This is a genomic window from Prevotella sp. 10(H) (assembly GCF_000711235.1).
Taxonomy (GTDB): Bacteria; Bacteroidota; Bacteroidia; order Bacteroidales; family Dysgonomonadaceae; genus Dysgonomonas.
The window spans coordinates 559833-580962 of sequence record NZ_JOMI01000009.1; the positions used below are offsets into that span (position 1 = coordinate 559833).

The 21130-nt window shown below is 38.4% G+C and carries 20 protein-coding genes; 4 read left to right on the forward strand and 16 right to left on the reverse strand.

All coding sequences use genetic code 11. The features are described from left to right. Positions 1-26 precede the first annotated feature (26 nt). Positions 27-2780, forward strand: a complete 2754-nt coding sequence (locus tag K348_RS0117730) for an alpha-L-rhamnosidase (RefSeq protein ID WP_051698021.1) — start codon at positions 27-29, stop codon at positions 2778-2780. A gap of 91 nt (positions 2781-2871) precedes the next feature. Here the strand turns inward: K348_RS0117730 and K348_RS0117735 are convergent, their stop codons facing one another. The 6 genes from K348_RS0117735 to K348_RS0117760 form a co-directional block, all read right to left on the reverse strand. After that, positions 2872-3810: a DUF1848 domain-containing protein gene (locus K348_RS0117735; protein WP_029906882.1), complete on the reverse strand. Its 939-nt coding sequence runs from the start codon at positions 3808-3810 to the stop codon at positions 2872-2874. A 165-nt stretch (positions 3811-3975) separates the two neighbouring features. Continuing rightward, on the reverse strand, positions 3976-4149 hold the full coding sequence (locus tag K348_RS0117740; RefSeq protein ID WP_156032922.1) for a hypothetical protein: 174 nt from the start codon (positions 4147-4149) through the stop codon (positions 3976-3978). A gap of 46 nt (positions 4150-4195) precedes the next feature. Continuing rightward, positions 4196-5137 carry an NADP-dependent oxidoreductase gene (locus K348_RS0117745; RefSeq protein WP_029906884.1) on the reverse strand — a complete coding sequence of 314 codons (942 nt, stop codon included), beginning with the start codon at positions 5135-5137 and terminating at the stop codon, positions 4196-4198. 24 nt (positions 5138-5161) lie between these two features. Beyond that, the gene (locus K348_RS0117750; RefSeq protein ID WP_029906885.1) at positions 5162-5986 is read right to left on the reverse strand and encodes a TerC family protein; all 825 of its coding nucleotides are present in this window, start codon (positions 5984-5986) and stop codon (positions 5162-5164) included. Positions 5987-6031: 45 nt separating this feature from the next. Continuing rightward, entirely contained in the window at positions 6032-6508 is a 477-nt protein-coding gene (locus tag K348_RS0117755) for a hypothetical protein (RefSeq protein ID WP_029906886.1), read from the reverse strand. A gap of 161 nt (positions 6509-6669) precedes the next feature. Then, positions 6670-8463: a glycoside hydrolase family 15 protein gene (locus K348_RS0117760; RefSeq protein ID WP_029906887.1), complete on the reverse strand. Its 1794-nt coding sequence runs from the start codon at positions 8461-8463 to the stop codon at positions 6670-6672. Between the two features lie 194 nt (positions 8464-8657). On the opposite strand from K348_RS0117760, the gene K348_RS0117765 reads away from it, so the two are divergent. Continuing rightward, positions 8658-10850 carry a bifunctional alpha,alpha-trehalose-phosphate synthase (UDP-forming)/trehalose-phosphatase gene (locus K348_RS0117765; RefSeq protein ID WP_029906888.1) on the forward strand — a complete coding sequence of 731 codons (2193 nt, stop codon included), beginning with the start codon at positions 8658-8660 and terminating at the stop codon, positions 10848-10850. A gap of 33 nt (positions 10851-10883) precedes the next feature. Beyond that, on the forward strand, positions 10884-12101 hold the full coding sequence (locus K348_RS18925) for an OmpA family protein (protein WP_051698025.1): 1218 nt from the start codon (positions 10884-10886) through the stop codon (positions 12099-12101). A gap of 57 nt (positions 12102-12158) precedes the next feature. On the opposite strand, the gene K348_RS0117775 is transcribed toward K348_RS18925, so the two are convergent. The 10 genes from K348_RS0117775 to K348_RS0117820 form a co-directional block, all read right to left on the reverse strand. Then, positions 12159-13028, reverse strand: coding sequence for a hypothetical protein (locus K348_RS0117775; protein ID WP_029906890.1), 870 nt, complete (start codon positions 13026-13028; stop codon positions 12159-12161). 130 nt (positions 13029-13158) lie between these two features. Next, the gene (locus K348_RS0117780; protein WP_029906891.1) at positions 13159-13416 is read right to left on the reverse strand and encodes a DUF6582 domain-containing protein; all 258 of its coding nucleotides are present in this window, start codon (positions 13414-13416) and stop codon (positions 13159-13161) included. Positions 13417-13689: 273 nt separating this feature from the next. Beyond that, positions 13690-14067, reverse strand: coding sequence for a LysM peptidoglycan-binding domain-containing protein (locus K348_RS0117785; RefSeq protein WP_029906892.1), 378 nt, complete (start codon positions 14065-14067; stop codon positions 13690-13692). Between the two features lie 3 nt (positions 14068-14070). Further along, positions 14071-14553 (reverse strand): BON domain-containing protein, encoded by a 483-nt coding sequence (locus K348_RS0117790; protein ID WP_197027690.1) that lies wholly within the window; start codon positions 14551-14553, stop codon positions 14071-14073. A gap of 41 nt (positions 14554-14594) precedes the next feature. Next, the gene (locus K348_RS0117795) at positions 14595-15575 is read right to left on the reverse strand and encodes an alpha/beta hydrolase (protein WP_029906894.1); all 981 of its coding nucleotides are present in this window, start codon (positions 15573-15575) and stop codon (positions 14595-14597) included. Positions 15576-15598: 23 nt separating this feature from the next. Next, entirely contained in the window at positions 15599-17041 is a 1443-nt protein-coding gene (locus K348_RS0117800) for an alpha-amylase (RefSeq protein ID WP_029906895.1), read from the reverse strand. A 77-nt stretch (positions 17042-17118) separates the two neighbouring features. Beyond that, on the reverse strand, positions 17119-17427 hold the full coding sequence (locus K348_RS0117805; protein ID WP_029906896.1) for a hypothetical protein: 309 nt from the start codon (positions 17425-17427) through the stop codon (positions 17119-17121). Positions 17428-17445: 18 nt separating this feature from the next. Beyond that, positions 17446-18204: an META domain-containing protein gene (locus tag K348_RS0117810; RefSeq protein ID WP_081852612.1), complete on the reverse strand. Its 759-nt coding sequence runs from the start codon at positions 18202-18204 to the stop codon at positions 17446-17448. A gap of 25 nt (positions 18205-18229) precedes the next feature. After that, on the reverse strand, positions 18230-19399 hold the full coding sequence (locus tag K348_RS0117815; protein WP_029906898.1) for an OmpA family protein: 1170 nt from the start codon (positions 19397-19399) through the stop codon (positions 18230-18232). 18 nt (positions 19400-19417) lie between these two features. Further along, a complete protein-coding gene (locus K348_RS0117820; protein WP_029906899.1) occupies positions 19418-19942 on the reverse strand; it encodes an outer membrane protein in 525 nt (174 codons plus the stop codon). Positions 19943-20802: 860 nt separating this feature from the next. Between K348_RS0117820 and K348_RS0117825 the strand changes: the two genes are divergently transcribed. Then, positions 20803-21063 (forward strand): GlsB/YeaQ/YmgE family stress response membrane protein, encoded by a 261-nt coding sequence (locus K348_RS0117825; RefSeq protein ID WP_029906900.1) that lies wholly within the window; start codon positions 20803-20805, stop codon positions 21061-21063. Positions 21064-21130 lie beyond the last annotated feature (67 nt).

Sequence of the window (21130 nt, forward strand, 5' to 3'; positions counted from 1 at the left end):
ATTAATAATGAAAATGTAAAAATATAATGAAAACATCTTTAAAACTTACTATATTAATTATATTCAGTTTCATTTTTTGCAGTACAGGTACAGCAAAAAATGGTAGCGATATAGAAATAACTAATCTTCGATGTGAATTAATAAAGAACCCTAAAGGGATCGATATAACTACCCCAAGACTAAGCTGGGAGCTGATAAGTGATAAGAAATCTGTTCTACAGACAAGTTGTCATATTTTAGTGGCCTCTTCTTTAGAAAAATTAAATGCTAACGAAGGCGATTTATGGGATTCGAAACAAGTAAAATCCGATATGTCTATATTGGTACCTTACCAGGGTCGGCCTTTAGAAAGCCGTATGGAGTGTTATTGGAAAGTACGGGTAACTACCAACAAAGGTAAATCCGATTGGAGCCAGCCCGCTTGTTGGACTATGGGCTTGCTTACACCGGACGAGTGGCAGGCAAGATGGATAGGATTGGATAAAACATACGAATGGGAGAATCCCGAGGGTGATAATACACGTATGGGAGCCAGGTATTTTCGTAAAGAATTCCAGGCAGCTAAACAAATAGAAAAGGCTACGCTGTATATCTGTGGCTTAGGTCTATATAAACTGCATATCAACGGAGATGTAATCGGTACTCAGGAATTATCCCCGACACCGACAGATTATCGCAAGGAAGTGAAATATAATACTTTTGATGTTACTGAAAACCTGCAACAGGGAAAGAATGCTGTGGGTGTTGTACTGGGCAACGGCCGTTTCTTTCATATGCGTAAAAGCATTCCTTTTCAATATCCTAAAATGATTTTCCATCTTGAACTGGAATACAAAGATGGAGGCAAGCAAATCGTTGTAAGTGATAATACATGGAAAGTAACAGCCGACGGGCCTATTCGTGCGAATAATGAATATGATGGAGAGGAATATGATGCCCGCAAAGAAATGCCCGGCTGGGATAAACCCGATTTTGATGACAAACGCTGGCTAACAATAGAACCGATCACTCCACCCGAAGGGGAATTAAATGCTCAGCTAAACCCTAACATTCAGGTAATGGATATTGTCCGACCGATAGGAATAAAAGAGCTTGAAAAAGGAAAATATATTCTGGATATGGGGCAAAATATGGTAGGTTGGCTGAAAATGAAAGTAAAGGGTAACAGAGGTGAACAGGTGCAATTGCGCTTTGCCGAATTTTTGAATGATGATGGATCAATTAATCAGGAAAATCTACGTGGAGCGCTCGCAACAGATAAATATACGCTGAAAGGCGGAGGTGAGGAAGTATGGGAACCGTATTTCACCTCGCATGGATTTCGTTTTGTAGAAATAATGGGATATCCCGGTACTCCGTCGATAAAGGATTTTGAAGGCCGTGTAGTATATGACGAAATGGAGCAGACCGGAACTTTCGAAACATCTAATGCTTTGATCAATCAGATATATAAAAACTCATATTGGAGCATACGCGGAAATTACAGGGGCGTGCCGACCGATTGTCCGCAACGTGCTGAACGTATGGGATGGACAGGCGACCGCGCTATCGGCTCGTATGGAGAAAGTTTTATCTTCGATAACCACAGTCTGTACTCCAAATGGGTAAATGATATAAAAATAACGCAAAAGGAAAGCGGAAGTGTTTCCGATATTGCGCCCAGCTACTGGAGCCATTATACAGATAATATGACCTGGCCGGGAACATATCTCATGGTTGCCAACATGCTTTATGAACAATATGGTGATAAGGAACCTATTGTCAAGCATTATGATTCGATGAAAAAATGGCTTTATTACATGCGCGACAAATATCTGACTGCCGATAATATTATGCCCAGAGATCAATACGGAGATTGGTGCACCCCTCCGGAAGACCCGACATTCAATGATCCTAAAGACCCAAATTTAATCACGGATAAAGAATTAATAGGTACTTCATATTATTTTTATATGCTGAGATTGTTAGAGAAATTTGCTTTAATGCTTAATAAGCCGGCAGATGCAAAAGAGTATGAAGGACAGGCAGTTAAAGTAAAGGAAGCCTACAATGCAAAATTCTTAAATAAAGAAAAAGGCTATTACAGCACTAATACTGTAACTGCCAATGTGTTGTCATTGAGCTTCGGCTTAGTTCCTGATGAATATAAAAAAGTAGTTTTTGGTAATATGAAAAACAGGACTACAGGTGAATTCAAAGGGCATGTAAGTTCAGGTATAATAGGCTGCCAATGGTTAATGCGTGAGTTTACTAAAAACGGTAGTCCTGAGGTTGCTTACGAAATGCTTTTGAAAACAGATTACCCGAGTTTTGGCTATATGATCGGAAAAGGAGCCACTACTATATGGGAACATTGGAATGGCGACGGCATGGCTAAATGGATAGATTCCCAGAATCATGTCATGCAACTGGGCGACCTTATCATTTGGTTTTATGAAGACCTGGCAGGAATCAAAAATACATCTGGCAACTACGGGTTCAAAAAAATAACTATGAAACCACAAATTATAAACGGTCTGGATATGGCAAAAGGAACATTCCATTCCGTTCATGGCATGATTAAAAGTTCATGGAAAAAAGACCGATCATCTTTTAAATGGGATATCACAGTTCCATGCAATACTACTGCAACCGTATATATTCCTGCTGTATCACAGACTTCTGTGAAAGAAAGCGGCAAGAAACCTTCTTCAAAAGATATTAAATTTATTAAGATGGAGGGACAATATGCTGTTTTTGAAGTGGGATCGGGAAGCTATAGTTTTTTAACCAATAATTGAAATATAACTCACTAAGCGGGTTTTTAGGCTTGAATCCATTGTGGTTATCTTAAGGGGTACTGCAATGGATTCCTTATAAAATAAGCGTAGTTCAGAATAATGAAAGCTGATCATTACGTAGACTCTTCACTTCCCTGTCTTTTACGACGTCGCCTTCTTCTATGTTTCCAATCAGCATCGGTGAATTCTTATCATGCTTCTTACTGTTGAATTCTGCCGTATTGTAATTCCCTTTAATAGCATAACAGTAAATACACCCGTTGAGACAGCTTTCGTAAGTGCCTATATCTATGCTTTCAATACAGTTACATATATGTCGCTGGTTTTTGTCTTTTTTCGCCGATATCGGATAACCAGTAATCTTTTCTATCAGTTTGTTATCTACACATAAGCCGCTGGGTATACCAAGACGGGTTAAATCTACCTTTCTCGTACATGTATCGAATTGTATATCGGGATATTGATCAATCGTTTGCTTTAATGATATAGCTGTTTCTTCGATTTCCTCTTTTGTAAGGGGCTTAATATTGAGTTTGCTTACCTCACTGCGGATGTGGTGGTAATGATCGATAAAGCCGAGCATGCATCTTTCAGTATGGTCTTTGAGTCCGTAAGCTATTTCTGCAAATGCTTCTTTATGGAAAGATATATTGTAGTTCTTATTTGTCAATAGAGGATCATATCGCCATACTACTTTCTCCTTTCCTATTTTGTCGGAAAGCCTTTTGAATATTTCAATTCGTTTCTGTACAGACGGTAAATGATTTTCTATATCCTTTCCATAGGGATTAAGCGTGAACTGAAAGTAATATTTGTAGTCTTTTAATCCATCCAGTTTATCGGTCATGGGATTTGGATTCTTTGTCCAGAAGACGATGCAATCAATCACAGCCGGATTTAAAGTTATCCTGCTTATCATTTTAGGATTGTATGGATTCGGGACTAATACAAATCCTTCTTTTATCCGGTTGAAAAACCATTGTGAATAAAAAGCCGGTATATCTGTTCTCCTACTAGCACTGATTATCATATTTATTTATATGCAATAAAAGTGCCGTTTTTGGAGAAAAAAGAATAAAAGATATTAATAAGTCAATGTGCTGTCTTGCAGTATACAGTGAGTTTTCTATTTAAAATCGGGCCTCTTATCTGTTACAAATAAGAGGCCCGATTTTATTTTGCATCATAATTTGGCTTAGTCCGTACTGCTTCTCTTTCCCGAAGCTTTTCCTAAGTAATATATGGCGAATCCGATTATTGCAATAACAGCAATGGCGCCTACCACATACATTAATACAGCCGATACGACTTTTACACCGAGAATTATAAAAATGATGAATAATGCAATTGCTATTATTCCTATTCCCATAAAAATATACTTTAATGCTTGCATAACTATTTTATTTAATTGATTATTATTTTGTTACTTCCAATACGATCTTACCGTGAGTTACATGTGGCAAAGACGAATCTTTACCCGAAAGGACTTTCCAGCCTGTTGCAGCCTCACTTAGAGGATAAGTCAGGGCAATATCCGTTTGAATCTTTCCTTCATTGATGAGGTCGGTAATACTTTGCAGATCTTTTGCCGATTGTTTTATTACCATCGAAACTCCCGTTACCTTATGATCCCTCGCAAGGTCTTCAAGTATAGGGCCTGTAGTACTAACAAGTCGTCCGCCTTGTTTAATCACATTGTATGATTTTTCCTGCGTATTGCCGCCGACAAGAACAAGTACAAGATCGATGTCTTCGGCAACGGTTGTAAAATCGGTTGTCTTATAATCGATAACCGTACCCGCACCTAATGACTTTACTAAATCTATATCTTCTGTTGAGGCAGTTGCATAAATCTTAGCTCCGGCAAGTTTTGCAAATTGTACGGCAAAGGCGCCTACCGCTCCGGCTGCACCATGTATCAATACTTTTTGCCCTGATTTTAACTGCCCGTGTGTATGGATAGCCTGCCACGCCGTTTCCCCTACATGAGGAACAGAGGATGCTTCTGCAAAATCGAGGCTTTCGGGTTTTAGCACTACCTTACTTATATCGGCAGCAAGGTATTCTGCATACGAATTGCCGTCACTATTGCCATATACTTTATCCCCTACTTCAAATCCGGTTACTTTTTTGCCTGTCTTTTCTACCGTTCCTGCAAAATCATGTCCGGGTATCCACGGTAATTGTATTGGCATTGTATCTTTAGCTTCACCTGATGCCTTTTTCATGTCCAGATGATTGACAGATGTGGTGTATACTTTGACCAGTATCTGATCATCTTTAATTTCAGGAACCGGAACATCTTCATATTTCAGTTGTTCAAAAGTTCCGTAATCATGTATTCTGATTGCTTTCATAATTATATATTATTTTTTGTTCATTTATTCTATATCACTACTATGTTGACTCACCTTTTTCTGCTTCGATTTCTTTTTCAACTTCATATTTAAGAATTCTACCAACAGGGAAAAAGCTATCGCAAAGTAGATGTATCCCTTCGGTATTTCCCCTACTTCCTGTCCAAAAACATTCAGCTTAGAGAGATGAGCCGATTCGAGGATGAGCATTAGTCCGATCAATATCAGAAAAGATAAAGCCAGCATCTGTATTGTAGGGTGCGTATTTACAAATTTGCTTACCGGGCCTGAAAAGAAAAGCATAACCATTACCGCAATAACTATTGCCGAAACCATTATAGCCATTGCTCCCCCATACCCGAATTCCCTGAAACTGACCATGCCGACTGCTGTAAGTACACTATCGAAAGAAAAGACAATATCCAATGCTACTATCTGCGCGATTATTGCCCAGAATCCGTTCTTTTTTGATTTTATTCCTATGGTTTCTTCGTTTACTTCAAACTTGTCATGTATTTCCGTAACACTCTTATACAAAAGGAATACTCCTCCGACCAGAATAATAATACTTTGCCCCGATATTGCCCCGCTAAGCCATGACGTGTTGAATGTAAATAGCGGCTTTGTCAATTGCATGAGTAATGATATCCCGAAAAGCAATCCTATGCGGCAAAGCATGGCCAGCAGTAATCCGGTTGTTCTTGCACGCGGCTGTTCTTTCGGCGGTAACTTGGATGTCATTATCGACAGAAAGACAATATTGTCTATTCCAAGCACTATTTCCAGAAATATCAGTGTCAGCAATGCAAGCCATGCAGTAGGCAAAAGAAAAGTATCCAGTACTTCCATATATAAGTTTCAGTGAAGTTTTTTAAGTCAATCAAGAGAGTAAACTCAGGCTATATATCCTGCTATCATAAACAACAAGAAGACAAAGCCGACGAGATATACTACAAGACTAATAATAGTTATAATTCCTATAAACATGTAATGCTTTTTCAAAAAGCGGAATGCTTCTGTCAATGTATCGCTGTCACTTATTAATAAAGCATTCTTTGTTTTAACTGAAAATTTGTATAAGAAATAAACAGGAATGAAAAGTATAGCAATAATTATCAGATACATTAAGGCATATCCCCATTGAAACACACCCGGATTGTAAGGCCCGAAGTTGTGCATTTCTTCATAAGCATTAGTCGATGTAATGACAATGCCTATCGAAAGGACAATTATAGCCATCAATGCCAGATAGATAAATCCGAGTACGGAAAGGAATCTTGTCCATTTTGAAATCTGACCCAAGAGAGTATGGCTTTCTCTTGTTAATTGTATCTCGTCTGTGAATACTGTACTGTACGTATTTTCCTGCATAATCTTATTTTATTAAATTTATATTTCCACAATAAACAACTAACCCTGACTATTAGATAGTGTCAGGGTAAAGTATTGTTTTTTTAATATTTAGTGTTATAAAACTTAAAACATCCAAATATCAACTATTGTTTATCAGGTTTGTCAAAATCTTATACCTGTTACGGCCTTATAAATTTAGAGAAAGCTTTCTCATCGGCGAATAAAATAGCAGTATTGATAAGTGCCAAATGAGAATAAGCCTGCGGGAAGTTGCCCAGTTGACGTTTTGTCTCAAAATCCAGATCCTCACTGAAAAGGCCGAGATGATTCGAATATGTCAATAGTTGATCGAAAAGCTTCAATGCCTCTTTTTTCTGCCCTATAACAAACAGCGCCCTTATCATCCAGAAAGTACATATAGTAAATGAAGAAGAAGGTAATCCGAAATCATCACCGCTTTTGTAACGGTACATTAATCCTTTGTGATATAATTCTTTCTTTATTTTTTTTACGGTTTTTACATATCTTTCATCATCAGGCGCTATAAAACCGTATTGTTCCATGAGTAATAAAGAGGAGTCGACATCGGAGTTATCATATGTCTGCGTGAAAGTCTGCATTTCTTCATTCCACCCGTGGGTGAATATATCATCTTTTATTTTATCGGCTTCTTCCCGCCATTCAGTTTCGTAGTTTCCTTTGTTCAGGAATGAGGCGATGTTTGCTGCCCTATCGAGGGCTACCCAACACATTACTTTCGAAAATACAAAATGCTTCTCCCTGTTTCTGAATTCCCAAATGCTCTGATCCTGATTCTTCCATTCGGCGAAAACAGTCTTTACAATATTCTTCACGATATCCCACATTTCTTCTATCTCGTCCAATGTACCCGGAAAGTGGATATAATATCTGTATATCACATCCATAAGATACCCTAACGAATCATTCTGCTTTTGATAATACGCCGCGTTACCTATTCTTACAGGACTGGAATTTTCATAGCCTGCCAGATGGTCCAGTATTTCTTCTTTCAGAACTCTTTCACCATGAATACCATACATGATTTGGAATGAATCTGATTTTGTTTTTAATATCCGCTTTATAAAACCCATATAACGTTTAGCAGCCGACTGATGCCCCATTTTCAGTATGGTATCTACAGACATAGATGCATCCCTGATCCAGCAAAAGCGATAGTCCCAGTTCCTTACTTCTCCTATGGTTTCCGGTATGCTGGTAGTAATGGCCGCCAGTACGGCACCCGAATCCTGATAGGACATGAGTTTCAGGGTCAGCAGGCTTCGCGATATTATATCATTGTATTCATTGAACTTCATTGAGCGGTTATTCCAGTTGAGCCAATACACCTTTGTACGTTGATATTCCAGATAAACCCTTTCCGTGTCTATTTTTGTCAGCTTCTGATTGTATGCCAAAAGCAGGAAACCTTCTTTTTCGAGTACGATATCCTGTCCGTTAAGTATGGCATCGTAGTCGAAACTCGAATAGAGGTAAATACTCTCCCTGTCATTTTCACATGAAACAGTTTTTATAAAATCGTCAAATCTTTCATGCAATGCCGTCTCTCTTGCATAGTTCATTATAGGTTCGTATTTAACCTTAAATGTCGGAGTTCCTGCCAAAGGTCTTATATATCTGTAAATTTCCGACGGGGTATAATAATCCATGTCTAATGTACGGTAGCGTGGCATGAAATCCAATACTTCGAAACTGCCGTCCGGTGACATAAACCGTGTACAGAGGATGTTCGTCCCTTTCAGATACTTTTGCGAGCTTTTATAATTTTCGGGGACTATAATTGAAAAGCTTCCTCCTGCCTTTTCGTCCAAAATCTTAGAGAAAATAGAGGGTGAATCGAAGCTGGGAAGACATAGCCAGTCGATACTTCCTTCGCTTGAAACCAATGCTGCAGTTTTGCAATTGCCTATTACTCCGTAGTCGAGATTATTCATATTAAAATATATTTGTTGATGTTATCATTATCCGTTAAAACATTATTCTGCGTGCTGTGAACCAAACGAAGCGTAATCTTGTTTAAATATCACATATTCAAACGTTACTTATTCCCCCATAAAGTAAATAATAGAATGGACTTGTCTGTTAAGACAGGTTAGATTCATATTGCACTCACAAAACGAATTAGTTTATGAAACTTATTATTATATCTAACAGATTACCTTTAAAAATTGTTGAGGAAAATAACAAACATACGATAACGCCAAGTCAGGGAGGCGTTGCTACGGGACTTGATTCTTTAGAAACAACAATGGATAAACACTGGGTCGGCTGGCCGGGTATGTATCTTGAAGAATGCGAGGAAAAGAAGGAAATAGACAGGCAACTTGCCGATCATAATTTCCAACCCGTATATCTAACACCCGAACAGATTGAAAATTATTACGAGGGCTACAGCAACAGTGTTTTGTGGCCTTTGTGCCATTACTTCTCCAATTATATGCATTACGAAAATAAATACTGGGAGGCATATAAAGAAGTAAATGCATTGTTCTGCAAAGCTGCAATGGAGATTATCGAGCCGGGCGATATTGTATGGGTACAGGATTATCAGTTGATGCTGGTACCCGGAATGATACGTGAGAAAATCTCAGATGTCAGCATCGGTTATTTTCATCATATCCCGTTCCCTTCTTACGAACTGTTCAGAGCACTTCCTGAAAGAGCCGAAATACTAAAAGGGCTTTTGGGTGCCGACCTCGTAGGATTCCATACGCATTCGTATATGAGGCACTTTATCAGTGCGGTATACCGTGTGCTGAAACTGGATTGTAATCTGGATGAAATCCAATTGGACAGGCGGGTTGTCGATGTAGATGCTTTTCCTATGGGTATCAATTATACAAAGTATTACAATGCTTTGCAGGATATACATATCTGGCGAAAAGCAGAGGAATTTAAGACCAGCTTCGGCAAAGGAAAAATAATACTTTCGGTAGACAGGCTCGATTATAGCAAAGGAATACTGATTCGTCTGAAAAGCTTTGAGCAGTTTCTACAAAATCATCCTGAATACAAAGGTAAAGTATCGCTGGTAATGATAGTTTCACCGTCGAGAGATAATGTAGACATCTATGCCGAGTTGAAAAACGAAATAGATAAAATGGTAGGGGCAATCAACGGAACATTCTCCACGCTCGACTGGACACCTGTTTATTACTTCTACAGGTCTTTCGATTTTGAGGAACTTGCAGCGCTCTATCATATTGCCGATATAGCCTTAGTTACTCCGTTGAGAGACGGAATGAATCTGGTGGCAAAAGAATATCTGGCAACCAAGAAGGATAAACCCGGAGTACTTATATTAAGCGAAATGGCCGGGGCTTCGAACGAATTATCGGATGCGATAATAGTCAATCCTACCGATATCAAAGAAATAGAAAATGCTATAGTACAGGCTTTGGAAATGCCGGTACAGGAGCAATTGCGGCTTCTTTCCTCTATGCAGGATATAATTTCTGTTCAGACAGTAGGGCAATGGGCAAAGGATTTTGTGCAGGAACTGAAACAAGTGAGGAAACACAATGTGCAACTGGAACAAAAAATCGTGGAAAAGAAGAATTTTGAAAAGATTAGAGAGGATTATGACAAAGCGAAGAGCAGGCTGATTATGCTCGATTATGACGGTACACTCGTCGCTTTCAACAATGATCCGATGAAAGTATCTCCTTCAGAAGAGCTTCTCGATCTTTTGGCCAGAATGAATAAAGACCTGAAGAATCGTATTGTAATCACTAGTGGCCGCAACCGCCATATACTGGAAAAATGGTTGGGAAACCTCCATATTGGGCTGGCGGCCGAACATGGGGCTTTTTATAAGGAAAAAGGGATGTGGTACAGAAACACACCTGAAATAAAATGGGATGATGAGATATTAAAAATTATACATCACACTGTAAAAAGAACTCCTAGATCGCGGATGGAAGTAAAAGATACGGCTATTGTCTGGCACTATAGGGATGTAGATCCATGGCTGGCCGACCTCAGGGTAAACCAGCTGGTGGATGCTTTGATTAATCCTTGTTCAAGGCATAACCTGCAAATAATGAAAGGAAATAAAATAGTGGAGGTAAAATCTTCCGATTTTAGTAAAGGAACAGAAGCCAAAAGGCTTATAGAAGGCGGCGATTATGATTTTATAATGGCTATTGGCGACGATACTACTGATGAGGAAATGTTCCTCGCCCTTCCTGAAAACGCAACTACTATCAAAGTCGGAAAAAATACCAAGACTTCAAAATATAATTTGCCTACACAGGCTCAAACCCTCTATTTTTTGAATAAACTGATAGAGCAAAAAGTATATAGTCAAATTGAGATTTAGAATAAATATGTTTAACTTTTAATAAATTAAATTATGGTAAGTTTTTATGATTCACTAAAAGCGCTTGTAAACCGCGAGATGATTTCGAATGCATCTGCGACGGTGGAAGAAAGGGACTTTAATGTGTCCAGCGCAATTTCGTCTATTATTCCCGGACTTCTGGGTGTTTTCCTCAAAAATGGTAATACCCCACAAATAAAAAATACACTTGAAGAGGCCGGCAATCTAAATATCCTAGCTGATATAGACAGGGTTTCAAGTGAAAACCCGACATTGGAGCAGCAGAGAATAGGCGACGATTTTCTGCAACAACTTTTAGGAGATAAAGCTGCTGATTTTACTGCTCCGATAGCAGAGAAAGCAAGCATATCCAAGGTGGCAACCAACAGGCTCGTTTCAATGATAACTCCTGTTGTCAGCGGTTTCTTAGGCAATAAGCTTGTTAGGGAAAACTGGACAATGGACAGGCTTATGCTCGAACTAAAAAAAGAGAGAGATCGTTTTGTACCATTCATTCCTGCCGACCTTATCAGTTCTTTCGGACTGTCTTCTGTCCTTAATTCGGATAAAGTAACTCCGGTAGAAGAAAAATCGAAAGGTGGCATGGGCTGGCTGGTATGGGTTCTTCTGGCAGTTGCTCTTATAGTGCTTTTCTTCTGGTGGAGATCATGCAAAGATTCGGATAGAGACATGGATAGAAATGCTGCAGTAGTGACAGATACGATATCTTCAGCTCCGGCTGATAACGATCGCCAGATGAATGCAATGAACGATAGAACTTCTATGGAATTCGCTTTGCCCGACAGCTCAAAATTTCAGGCATATAAAGGTGGTGTAGAAGAACAGATGCTGAAATATCTGCAATCGGGCGATTATAAAAATGCGAAAGACGATGACCTAAAGGATAAGTGGTTCGAATTTGACAATGTTGCCTTCGAATTCGGTAGTTCTACTGAGCTAAAACCCGAATCAAAAGCCCAGTTGAACAATATAATAGCCATATTGAAAAACTATAAGGATGCTAAGATCAAAGTAGCTGCTTTTGCTGATAAAAAAGGCTCAGAAGAAGCTAATATGAAAATATCGCAGGAAAGAGCTAAGACAATCGAAAATATGCTCGAAAAAGGTGGTGCAGGCTCTCAGGTGGTAAAAATACAGGGCTACGGAGATGAATATGCAAAGCATAGTGCAAGTGATTCTAACGAGCAGAGAGCAGAAGACAGAGATATAGCTTTACGTTTTGTAAAATAAATTGTAATTGGATGATTTCGGTAATACTCTGTATGGGTATTACCGATTTTTTTGTGCTTACAGCGAGCTGTTTATTGCTTTTTCAATATCCTTAATCCTGTTGCTGTTAGTCACCTTTTTATAGTCATCATAGGATGAATTGATCTTTTTATCGCGAATAGATATTAGATTCTCAAGATTTTTCTTCCATCTATTCAAGACCGTTTCTGATACCTTATGTTGATTATTGGGAACAAACATTCGTTCAGGTATCTTTGCCTCGATGCCCCATTCTTTAAAATATCGCTGAAGTTGCGGTAAATGGTCGATACCGAAAACAATAACGATCGTGCGGGCATCTCCGGCCGCGGTCATAGTATTTTCTACAATACGCCTACTACGTTCGTTCCAGTTACCCGAAGCTATTTCAGAAACCGTATTGACGCAAATAATTTCTTCATACATTATATCCAGAGACTGTAATGTGCTTTTCTCATGCAAGTAATCGTATGCCGATTTTTTACCTAAGTTTTCAAGATCATCATTCAGCCTCTTTATAATAGGTTGTGTCTTTTCCTTAACGGACTGAGGGTAATCCTTATTTGCCAGTGCCTGTGTTGCATAATCGAGCCGCCAATCGACTGGTTCGAAACGATAATTCAATTCATCCGCCATTTCTGCCAGCATAGCGGCTTCGGGAGGAAAGAAACCTTCCATTGGTTTGTCAAACGCTTCCGGAGTGATTTCTCCGCATACCAGATCGGGCTTTAGGGCTTTAACCTGCTCGAGAACATCAGCCAGAGAATAATTATATTTAGAGTCGAAATGCCGGGCATGAATTACTCCGATCAGATAAACATTTGGTTCAATATTATTTATGTCTTGCTTCATTTGCGGTAATGCGATTACCGGAATAAATAACAGAAGCAGGTAAAGTATCTTTTTCATAGCAGTTTATTGTAAAGAGTTTTTCTTTAAATCGATTGTAAAGTTATATGTTATAAAAATAAAAGAGCCGGATTTAATTAAAAATCCGACTCCTTTAAGAAATAAAAATAAGGATATAACAAAAGCACAATTATTTCTTATATTTTCCTGCCCATTCTATTACAGTATCGCTTTCCACGTTTACGCCATATTTTCTGGCTTTAAGTAAAATACGGTGTGCCAGTCCCGGTTTCTTTTCATCCGAAGCATATCTGAAATATGATTCGGCTGCGCGTACATGGGCAGCATCAGGCATAGGATAATCCCGTTCTTCGGGAATACCGAAATCTGACGGGCGAAGCTTTTTTTTATAGTCTGTAGATAATTTGTCAGTTTTTTTACTTTTCATTTTCATAACAAATTGACATATAGATTTATAAAAAACATATCTTAGATATCTCAATAATAATCTCTCGCTCATATCTGATAATTTATAAGTGAGTATATCAGTTTTATTGATCTCCTGACTGGATAAAGTAAGAGGTATCCGGGTTACAGATACCTCTTAGTAACCAAACAATCGGTGTCCAAACTAAATGTAGCTTGTCGAAAAAAAGTGTGAAGCACTTATATTTTATTTTGCTTTATTATGCCGGATACCTATGGTATATGTCGTAACTGATTATAAAGGAATCTTAAGCTTTTGTCCCGGATATATTACATTCGGATCTTTAAGAATGTCTTTATTGGCTTCATAAATCTTTTGCCAAGTCATGCCCGGATAGTTTTTAGCTATCTTGCTCAGGTTGTCGCCTGTTTTCACCTCATAGACGTTATCTGCATTTTCATCCGATTCCTCTTCTTTGATATCGAGTACCAGATCGCCGGAACGCATGTCCGGGTCTATTTCATCGTAGATGCTCCATATTCTTTCCTTAACAGGGGATGTTGCTGTTCCGGAAATGTAGAGAATACCGTTTTTTTCAGTAACCGATAGCCCTTCTACCTGTGATTTCTGGGCATAGTCTATCAGTTTATTGTATTTATCTTTGAGTTCCATTGTTTACTTCAATTTTAGGTTGTTGGTAACTTTCTTAGGGTTGGATTCGTTTGCTATCTGCATTACTTTAGTCAGATCGCTGCGTTTAAGATCACCGCTAAGAATAACTTCACCGTTGCTGACTTCAACTTTTACGTCTTTATAGCCACCCGACTGAAGTTTTGCATTAATATCGGATTTTATAGTTTCATCCGGGTTAACCATAGGAGCAGCAGGCTCTAATTCGCGTACCTGTATATTGTTCATTACATCTTTTACATGTTTTACAGAGCGTACAGATTCTCCGGCTGCAGTTTTTTCTTCCTGTGAATCAACCATACCGGCAAGAGTAACTACAGCGTCTTTTGTAGAAGAAGTAATCATCGGATATTTTTCCTTCAATACTTTTTCTACGTCGTTATTTATACTTTGGTCACTTTGTTTACATGACTGGAAAGCAAAACCTGACAGGATCACACATACAACAATAAAGGCAAATTTTTTCATAACTTTCATTTTTTAATTATATTCTAAAACTATTAAATCACTTATTTAAGATAGCGCTTCAAAGCAGCAGCCGAAGTTGAAATTAAAGTGCGGGTCTGCGGAATTTCGGCATAAATATTCAGCATACCGAAATCGTGTATCACTCCATTGTAACGAAGAGTAGTAACATCCACACCAGCCTCATCTAATTTGCGGCCGAGGGCTTCGGCATCATCTCTTAATATATCGTTTTCGGCAACCTCGATAAGCGTTGGAGGAAGATTCTGTAACTCTTCTACAGAAGCCTGTAACGGCGAGAGGTAAATCTCTTTCCGTTTCTGCATATCTGTCGTATATTGATCGAACATCCATTTCATAAGCGGAGTTGTCAGAAAGCGCTGCTCCCCGTACATTTTATATGAGTCGCTATCGAATCCGGCATTGGCCACAGGCCACATTAATATCTGTAACTTAATCTGCGGGCCGTTATTTTTTTTCGACATCAGGCTGGTAACAATAGTCATATTACCGCCGACACTGTTGCCAACAACTGCCAGACGCTTACCATCCACATTTATTTCGTCGCCATGCTCTGCAACCCATTTTGTAGCGGCATATATCTCATTTATTGCCTGCGGATAATGAGCTTCGGGAGACGGCGTATAATTGACGAATACGGATGCAAATCCCGATTCGACTACAAGGTCGCGCACTAAGCGTTGATGGGTAGGATAGTCGCCCAATACCCATCCGCCGCCATGTATGAAAATGAATACAGGCAGTTTTTCTTTTGCTCCTTCGGGGCGGATTATATTCAACTTTATTGTATAATTGTCTACCGAAATTGTTTTCTCTGATTCTTCTATTCCTGATAAATCGACTCTCGAGCCGGCTTGCGCATCGATAAGCACTTTTCGGGCTTTATCTACTGGCAATGTTTCTACAGGATCACCGCTATTGAGTACTTTCAGCCCTTTTTTTGTTTCTACACTCAGATGTGGGTCCTGCTGATAATCAGGAGCTTTTTGTATATTTTTATCCATGTTCTTTTTGATTTTTGTTTCTTTTATTTTTTTACCCAAACGGCAAGATTACCACCTTTGACAAGGAAATTTCCATTCCCTTTTTCATCGATAGTAACTTCATCTTTTATACTGCCTGTAAAGTCGTGCCATACTTCACCTTTCCGGTTTTCACCTACATTCATTATTTTACTTCCGTCTTCTCCGTTCGATATTAAGAAAGCCAGACCGGAGTCTTCATGTTCCTTGTCGCCTAAGCGTACAAAGCCGGCTATCGACGGATGTGTAAAGTAATCCTGTTGTTCGCCATATGCATATTTCTGGCGGGCTTGCAATAGAATTTCGATAATGAGTTTATGCGGTGATTCTTTACCATCTATGCTATAATAGTCTCCGTAAAATAAACATGGATAACCATTCTCCATGAGGAAAATAAGACCATAAGCCATAGGCTTGAACCAGTCTTTTACCTGAGATTCGAGTGAGCTTCCTGCCTGCGAATCGTGATTGTCCACAAATGTTACTGCACAATCGGAATGGCTTATTGCCAAGGCATTGTTCAGCAGGTTCTGAAGATCATAATCTTTTCCTTTTTCCGAAGCCTCATACAAATTAAAGTGAAGAGGTACATCGAAAAGGTCGATACTGTGATCTACTTTATCCAGATATTTATCCAACGTATCTAAATCGCCATTCCAGTATTCACCTACTGCATAAAAATCATTTCCTCTTTCTGCTCTCACTGCCACAAGAAAATCTTTAACAAATATGTCTTTCATGTGCTTGATTGCATCGAGGCGCATACCATCCAGATTCAGTTCGTTCGCTACCCAAACACCCCATCGGTTGAGTTCTTTTACTACTTCCGGGTGATCGAGATCGAGGTCGTTTCCTAACAAAAAATCATAGTTTCCGTTTTCATCGTCTACACCTTCACTCCAATATTTGTTTTCTCCTAAAATGCGGAAGATGCCACTCCTTTTGGATGCATCGTCGTAATCGGTTCCGGAAAAGTGGTATGAATGCCACTTGAAATCCGAATATTTATTATTGCGTCCGGGAAAATCATATCCTGTCCACGCCTGTATTTCAAATTCTTTACTTATGGCCCTGTTCCGTTGGTTCGGATCGACCTCTTTTACCATCACCTTTTCTGTGTAATCTCCCCACGATTTATGGTTCATTACTGCATCCAGGTAAACGGATATTTCATACTTGTGCAGCTCATTGATCATCGATTTGAGCTCTTCTTTAGTACCGTATTTGGTACGGATTGTATTTTTCTGATCGAATTCTCCCAGATCGTACAAATCGTAAGTCGCATATCCTTCATCCTTTTGTTCATCGGCTTTGTATGCCGGAGGAATCCAGACTGCAGTGACACCTATTTCACTCAGGTGTTTTGCATCGTCTTTGAGTTGTTTCCAAAGGTTCCCGTCGTTTGGCAAATTCCATTCGAAATATTGCATCATTACGCCATTCTTCATATAGATGTTTTTTTAATAACAAGAGGTATAGAGCAATATCGTATACCTCTTGTAATATGTATGAATAAAAGAATGATTTATTTAAGCTTTCTTTTCACCGTATCGGCAGCTTGCTTTACTTCCTTCTTTACATTATCGGCACCTTGTTTGATGTCCTTTTTAGCTTCATTCGCATTTTCCTTTACATTTTCTTTTGTATCGTCCCATGCGTCTTTAGCTTTGTCGGTGCCTTCATCTATTTTTTTAGAAGCTTTATCTGCGGCATCGTTCATTTCTTTTTTAGCTTTTTCCGCATTCCTTTCAGCCTCACTTTTGCTTTTATCGCTACAGGCTGATGAAGAAAGAAGGATACCGGCTACGAACAATGCACCTAAAATCTTTTTCATTTTGATTCTATTAATTTATTATTTTACGAAAGTCATAACTTCCTTGTTATCCTTTCTCAGTATCAATACATTGTTATGTATTTCAAGATCGACTCTGCCTGTGAATGCATTTACAAATTTTGTTTCTCCATCCAGATTATCACATGCCATGCGTGTTGTTACCAACGGCTGAATGTCCAGAACATCATTTGAAAGAGTAAAAACTGTATTGTAAGTATTACATCCTGCACTTCCGGTCAGTTTCCGGTCTACAAAATTGAATAGTAGAGTAGGAATTTTATCTGCATAATCGGACTGAACTTTCTTTCCGTCGATAGACTGTAGCGTCCACACGCCGGCCAGATCAGTATCGGTCAGCGGTTTTGCACGATAGAAAATCAGTACGGGCTTGTCATCCTGCGAAAAGATCAGTTCGCCATTCAGGATAGAAAGCTTGGAAGATTTATTCAGCAGGCTTATAAATAAAGCCTCGTCGCTGTTTCCGTCGCATGCTATATTACCAGAAGTAATATTAGGCGCTTCGAATTTGCCTCCGCCGTAGTTGAATTTACCGTTGAAGGTATTACAGCCGCTATTTCCTGAAACCTGTTCTATGTCGAAGTTGAATGTCAGGTATGGAGTTTTGTTGGTAAATAATTCATAAACATTTCTGTTGTTTATCATTTTCAACATCCATTTACCTTCCAGTTGCGATTTTGCAACATCCTGTGCCGATAGATAACCGAATGATAACAAACCGGTAACCATTAATATGATTGAGAGTTTTAATTTTTTCATAAATAATTATATATCGTTTATAATATTATTCAAGATAAAGAATTACCGCACGGTTCCATTCTGTAACATCGAAAGGAGGATTAGTCTGACCTTCCCAGTTAACCATAACACGGCTCTTGTCTATATTGTATTTACCTGTAATAAGATCGGCAACATTTTGTGCTCTTTCTCTTGAAAGTCTTTCATTAATTGCTGCAGTACCTGTAGCTTTATCAGTATAACCTACTATGCGTACTTTCTTATCCGGATTTTCGCGGAGATATTTAGCAACATTGTATACATTAACTTCCTGATGCGGTTCAACTTTTGTCTTGTTTATAGAGAACAACACAACGTTGTTTACAGGTTCTTCGCTTACCTGAACTTCTTTAATCACTTCTTTAACTACTACTGTAGGTTCAGCTACCTGTACAGGACGTTGAGAAAGTGTTTCTATCTGTGCACGCTGTGCATTGATTCTGTTGTTGAGTTCGTCGATTTCGTTCTGGTCTCTCAATACGGCTTCTGTAAATTTAGATTTAGATCCGATATTGAATACAAGACTGGCAGAAACTGTTCCTAATACGTCGTATCCGCGTTTGCCACCGGCACGTTGATCAAATACGTCTCTCATCAGTTTACCCGACATTTCTATATCCAGAGCAACACGGTCCGAGAAACGGAAACGGTTGATAATACCTGCATCGAAAGTAGCACTGTTTACATGTCCGTGGCGTGTAACAATAGCAGGAACATTTTCATAATCCCATCCGTATGCCCATCCGAAACCTACATAAGGTATAAAGCTATATACTCTATCGGCATTATAATGCATAAGATAATCGGTCATGTTCCACATGAAGTTCATTTCGGCACTTACATATCTTGTGCGCGACATCATCATTGCATCATTATTAAATGTATGGATGTTTGTACCACCAGATAGTTTCATACGCAATCCTGCATAAGGACTCATCCATGTTCCGAACTGGAAGTTAGGAGTTACAGTCAGACGTCTGAAGAACTTAGCGTCTGCATCGTGATCACCGAAATATATGTTTGCTCCGGCACCGGCTCCGATGAACCAGTTATCCCAGAACCCATTCTTAACGAATGTGGTTTTTCTTGCTGCATCGGTACTTATACCCTCATTCTGCTGGGCAAAAGATACTCCTGCGATAAATATTACTAACAGTAATAATGAAATCTTTTTCATATTCTTGTACTTTTTTTATTAAAATGTGAAACCGTATCCAAGAAGAATTACGGCTGCATCTTCATCTGCCATCATGAATTTCACTTCGGCATTAAGATAATTTGTCGGACTTATATAATAGCTGATACCTCCACCAAGGTTGAAGGCAAAGCTTGTTTTGCTACGGGAATCTGTTTCTACTGTAGAACCATCTGCTGCTGTAACTTTTTGTTTTCCCCAGAAGTTATTCTGCATACCGATACCTGCTAACGGGTAAACAGAGAATCTGTCTTGTGGAAAATAAAATACATAATGAGCATTCAGGTTGATATCCAGACCGGTCACTTTGTTCTTAGGGAAGAAAAATGTTACATCCGGTGCCAGGCGTACATTTCTAAGTAGATTGTAACGTCCTTGTGCGCTGAGGCCGAACCTTTCGTAATTTGTCTGATAACCAAGGCTACCCACCATAGAAAAATCACCCGATTGGATTGTTGGTCCCGACTGAGCAGAAAGGCTGAATGTAGCTGCTATAAAAGCTACTAAAAGTAAAATCTTTTTCATAATTTATTGTTTTGATTTTTTTTAATAAAATATTTATTTATCAATTCATTCTTATTTTGATACACACTCATGTGTTAATATTTTTATATAATAAGAGCCCTATTGTGAATTTTTTCATCACAACAACACTTTCTGCTTAATAAATCGGGGGAAAATTTATAAGTGAAGCTATATTAGCTCATAAACTGTATAGCGGGTTTTGATTCCGGTCATCGACCTGTCCTTATGTACCGCTTAATTCATGTCGAATAATAAGTATTAATTCCATATTCAAAATTTTCAAATCAGTAATTCATTAAGAAAATCTGAGCATACAAACTAATAAAATATAACATCGTTACTTATTTGATACTGGATGAAATTTACTACTAATATTTGTGAAGTCAATATTCTCCTGTTATCGATAGTTAAACATTAAGAATAAAGAGTCTGTTCATGCAACTTTTCACTTTAACAAAAAAAGATGATATTATTTGTGATGATTTATTGAACTTAATTATTTAATATTCAATATATTATGGCGGATGAATCGCTAATTCATACAAATATTAATTTACATTTTTTCACAAAACTGCATTTTAAAAAATATGTATTTGCCATTAAAGTTGGATAATGGCATGTAGATTCAGAAATTTCAATGTTTGAAAATGCCTGATAGCGTACTGCTTGAACAAAACTACTATTTCCATTGTTTCAAAGCTGTCCGATTATTGTTATCGGATCAGACTACAATAAGTTTAGTTTTATTGAAAAGTGTAATTAAGATAATCCCCCAATCATACTACACCCGATAGTCGGAACATTGAATATTATTCATGTGATATTTTTTATATAAAATAATTAATTTAATTTTTTTTGTTATGGAAGGACTAGGAATTATATGGTCAATAATTATTGGCGTAGCAGCAGGTGCGATTGCCGGCTGGATTATGCGCGGAACCGGTTTTGGTTTTTTGGTTAATCTGATTGTCGGATTAATCGGTAGTGTATTAGGTGGCTGGATATATAGCCTGCTTGGAATCGGATCGGGCGGAATACTGGGTGTCCTCTTGATGTCGGTAGTAGGTGCAGTGGTACTGTTATGGATAGTATCTTTATTCAGACGAAGTCCCAGAGATTGATACTACTAATAAATTATATTTAAAAGGCAGATAATACTGCCTTTTTTTATTTTATAGAAGTATATTT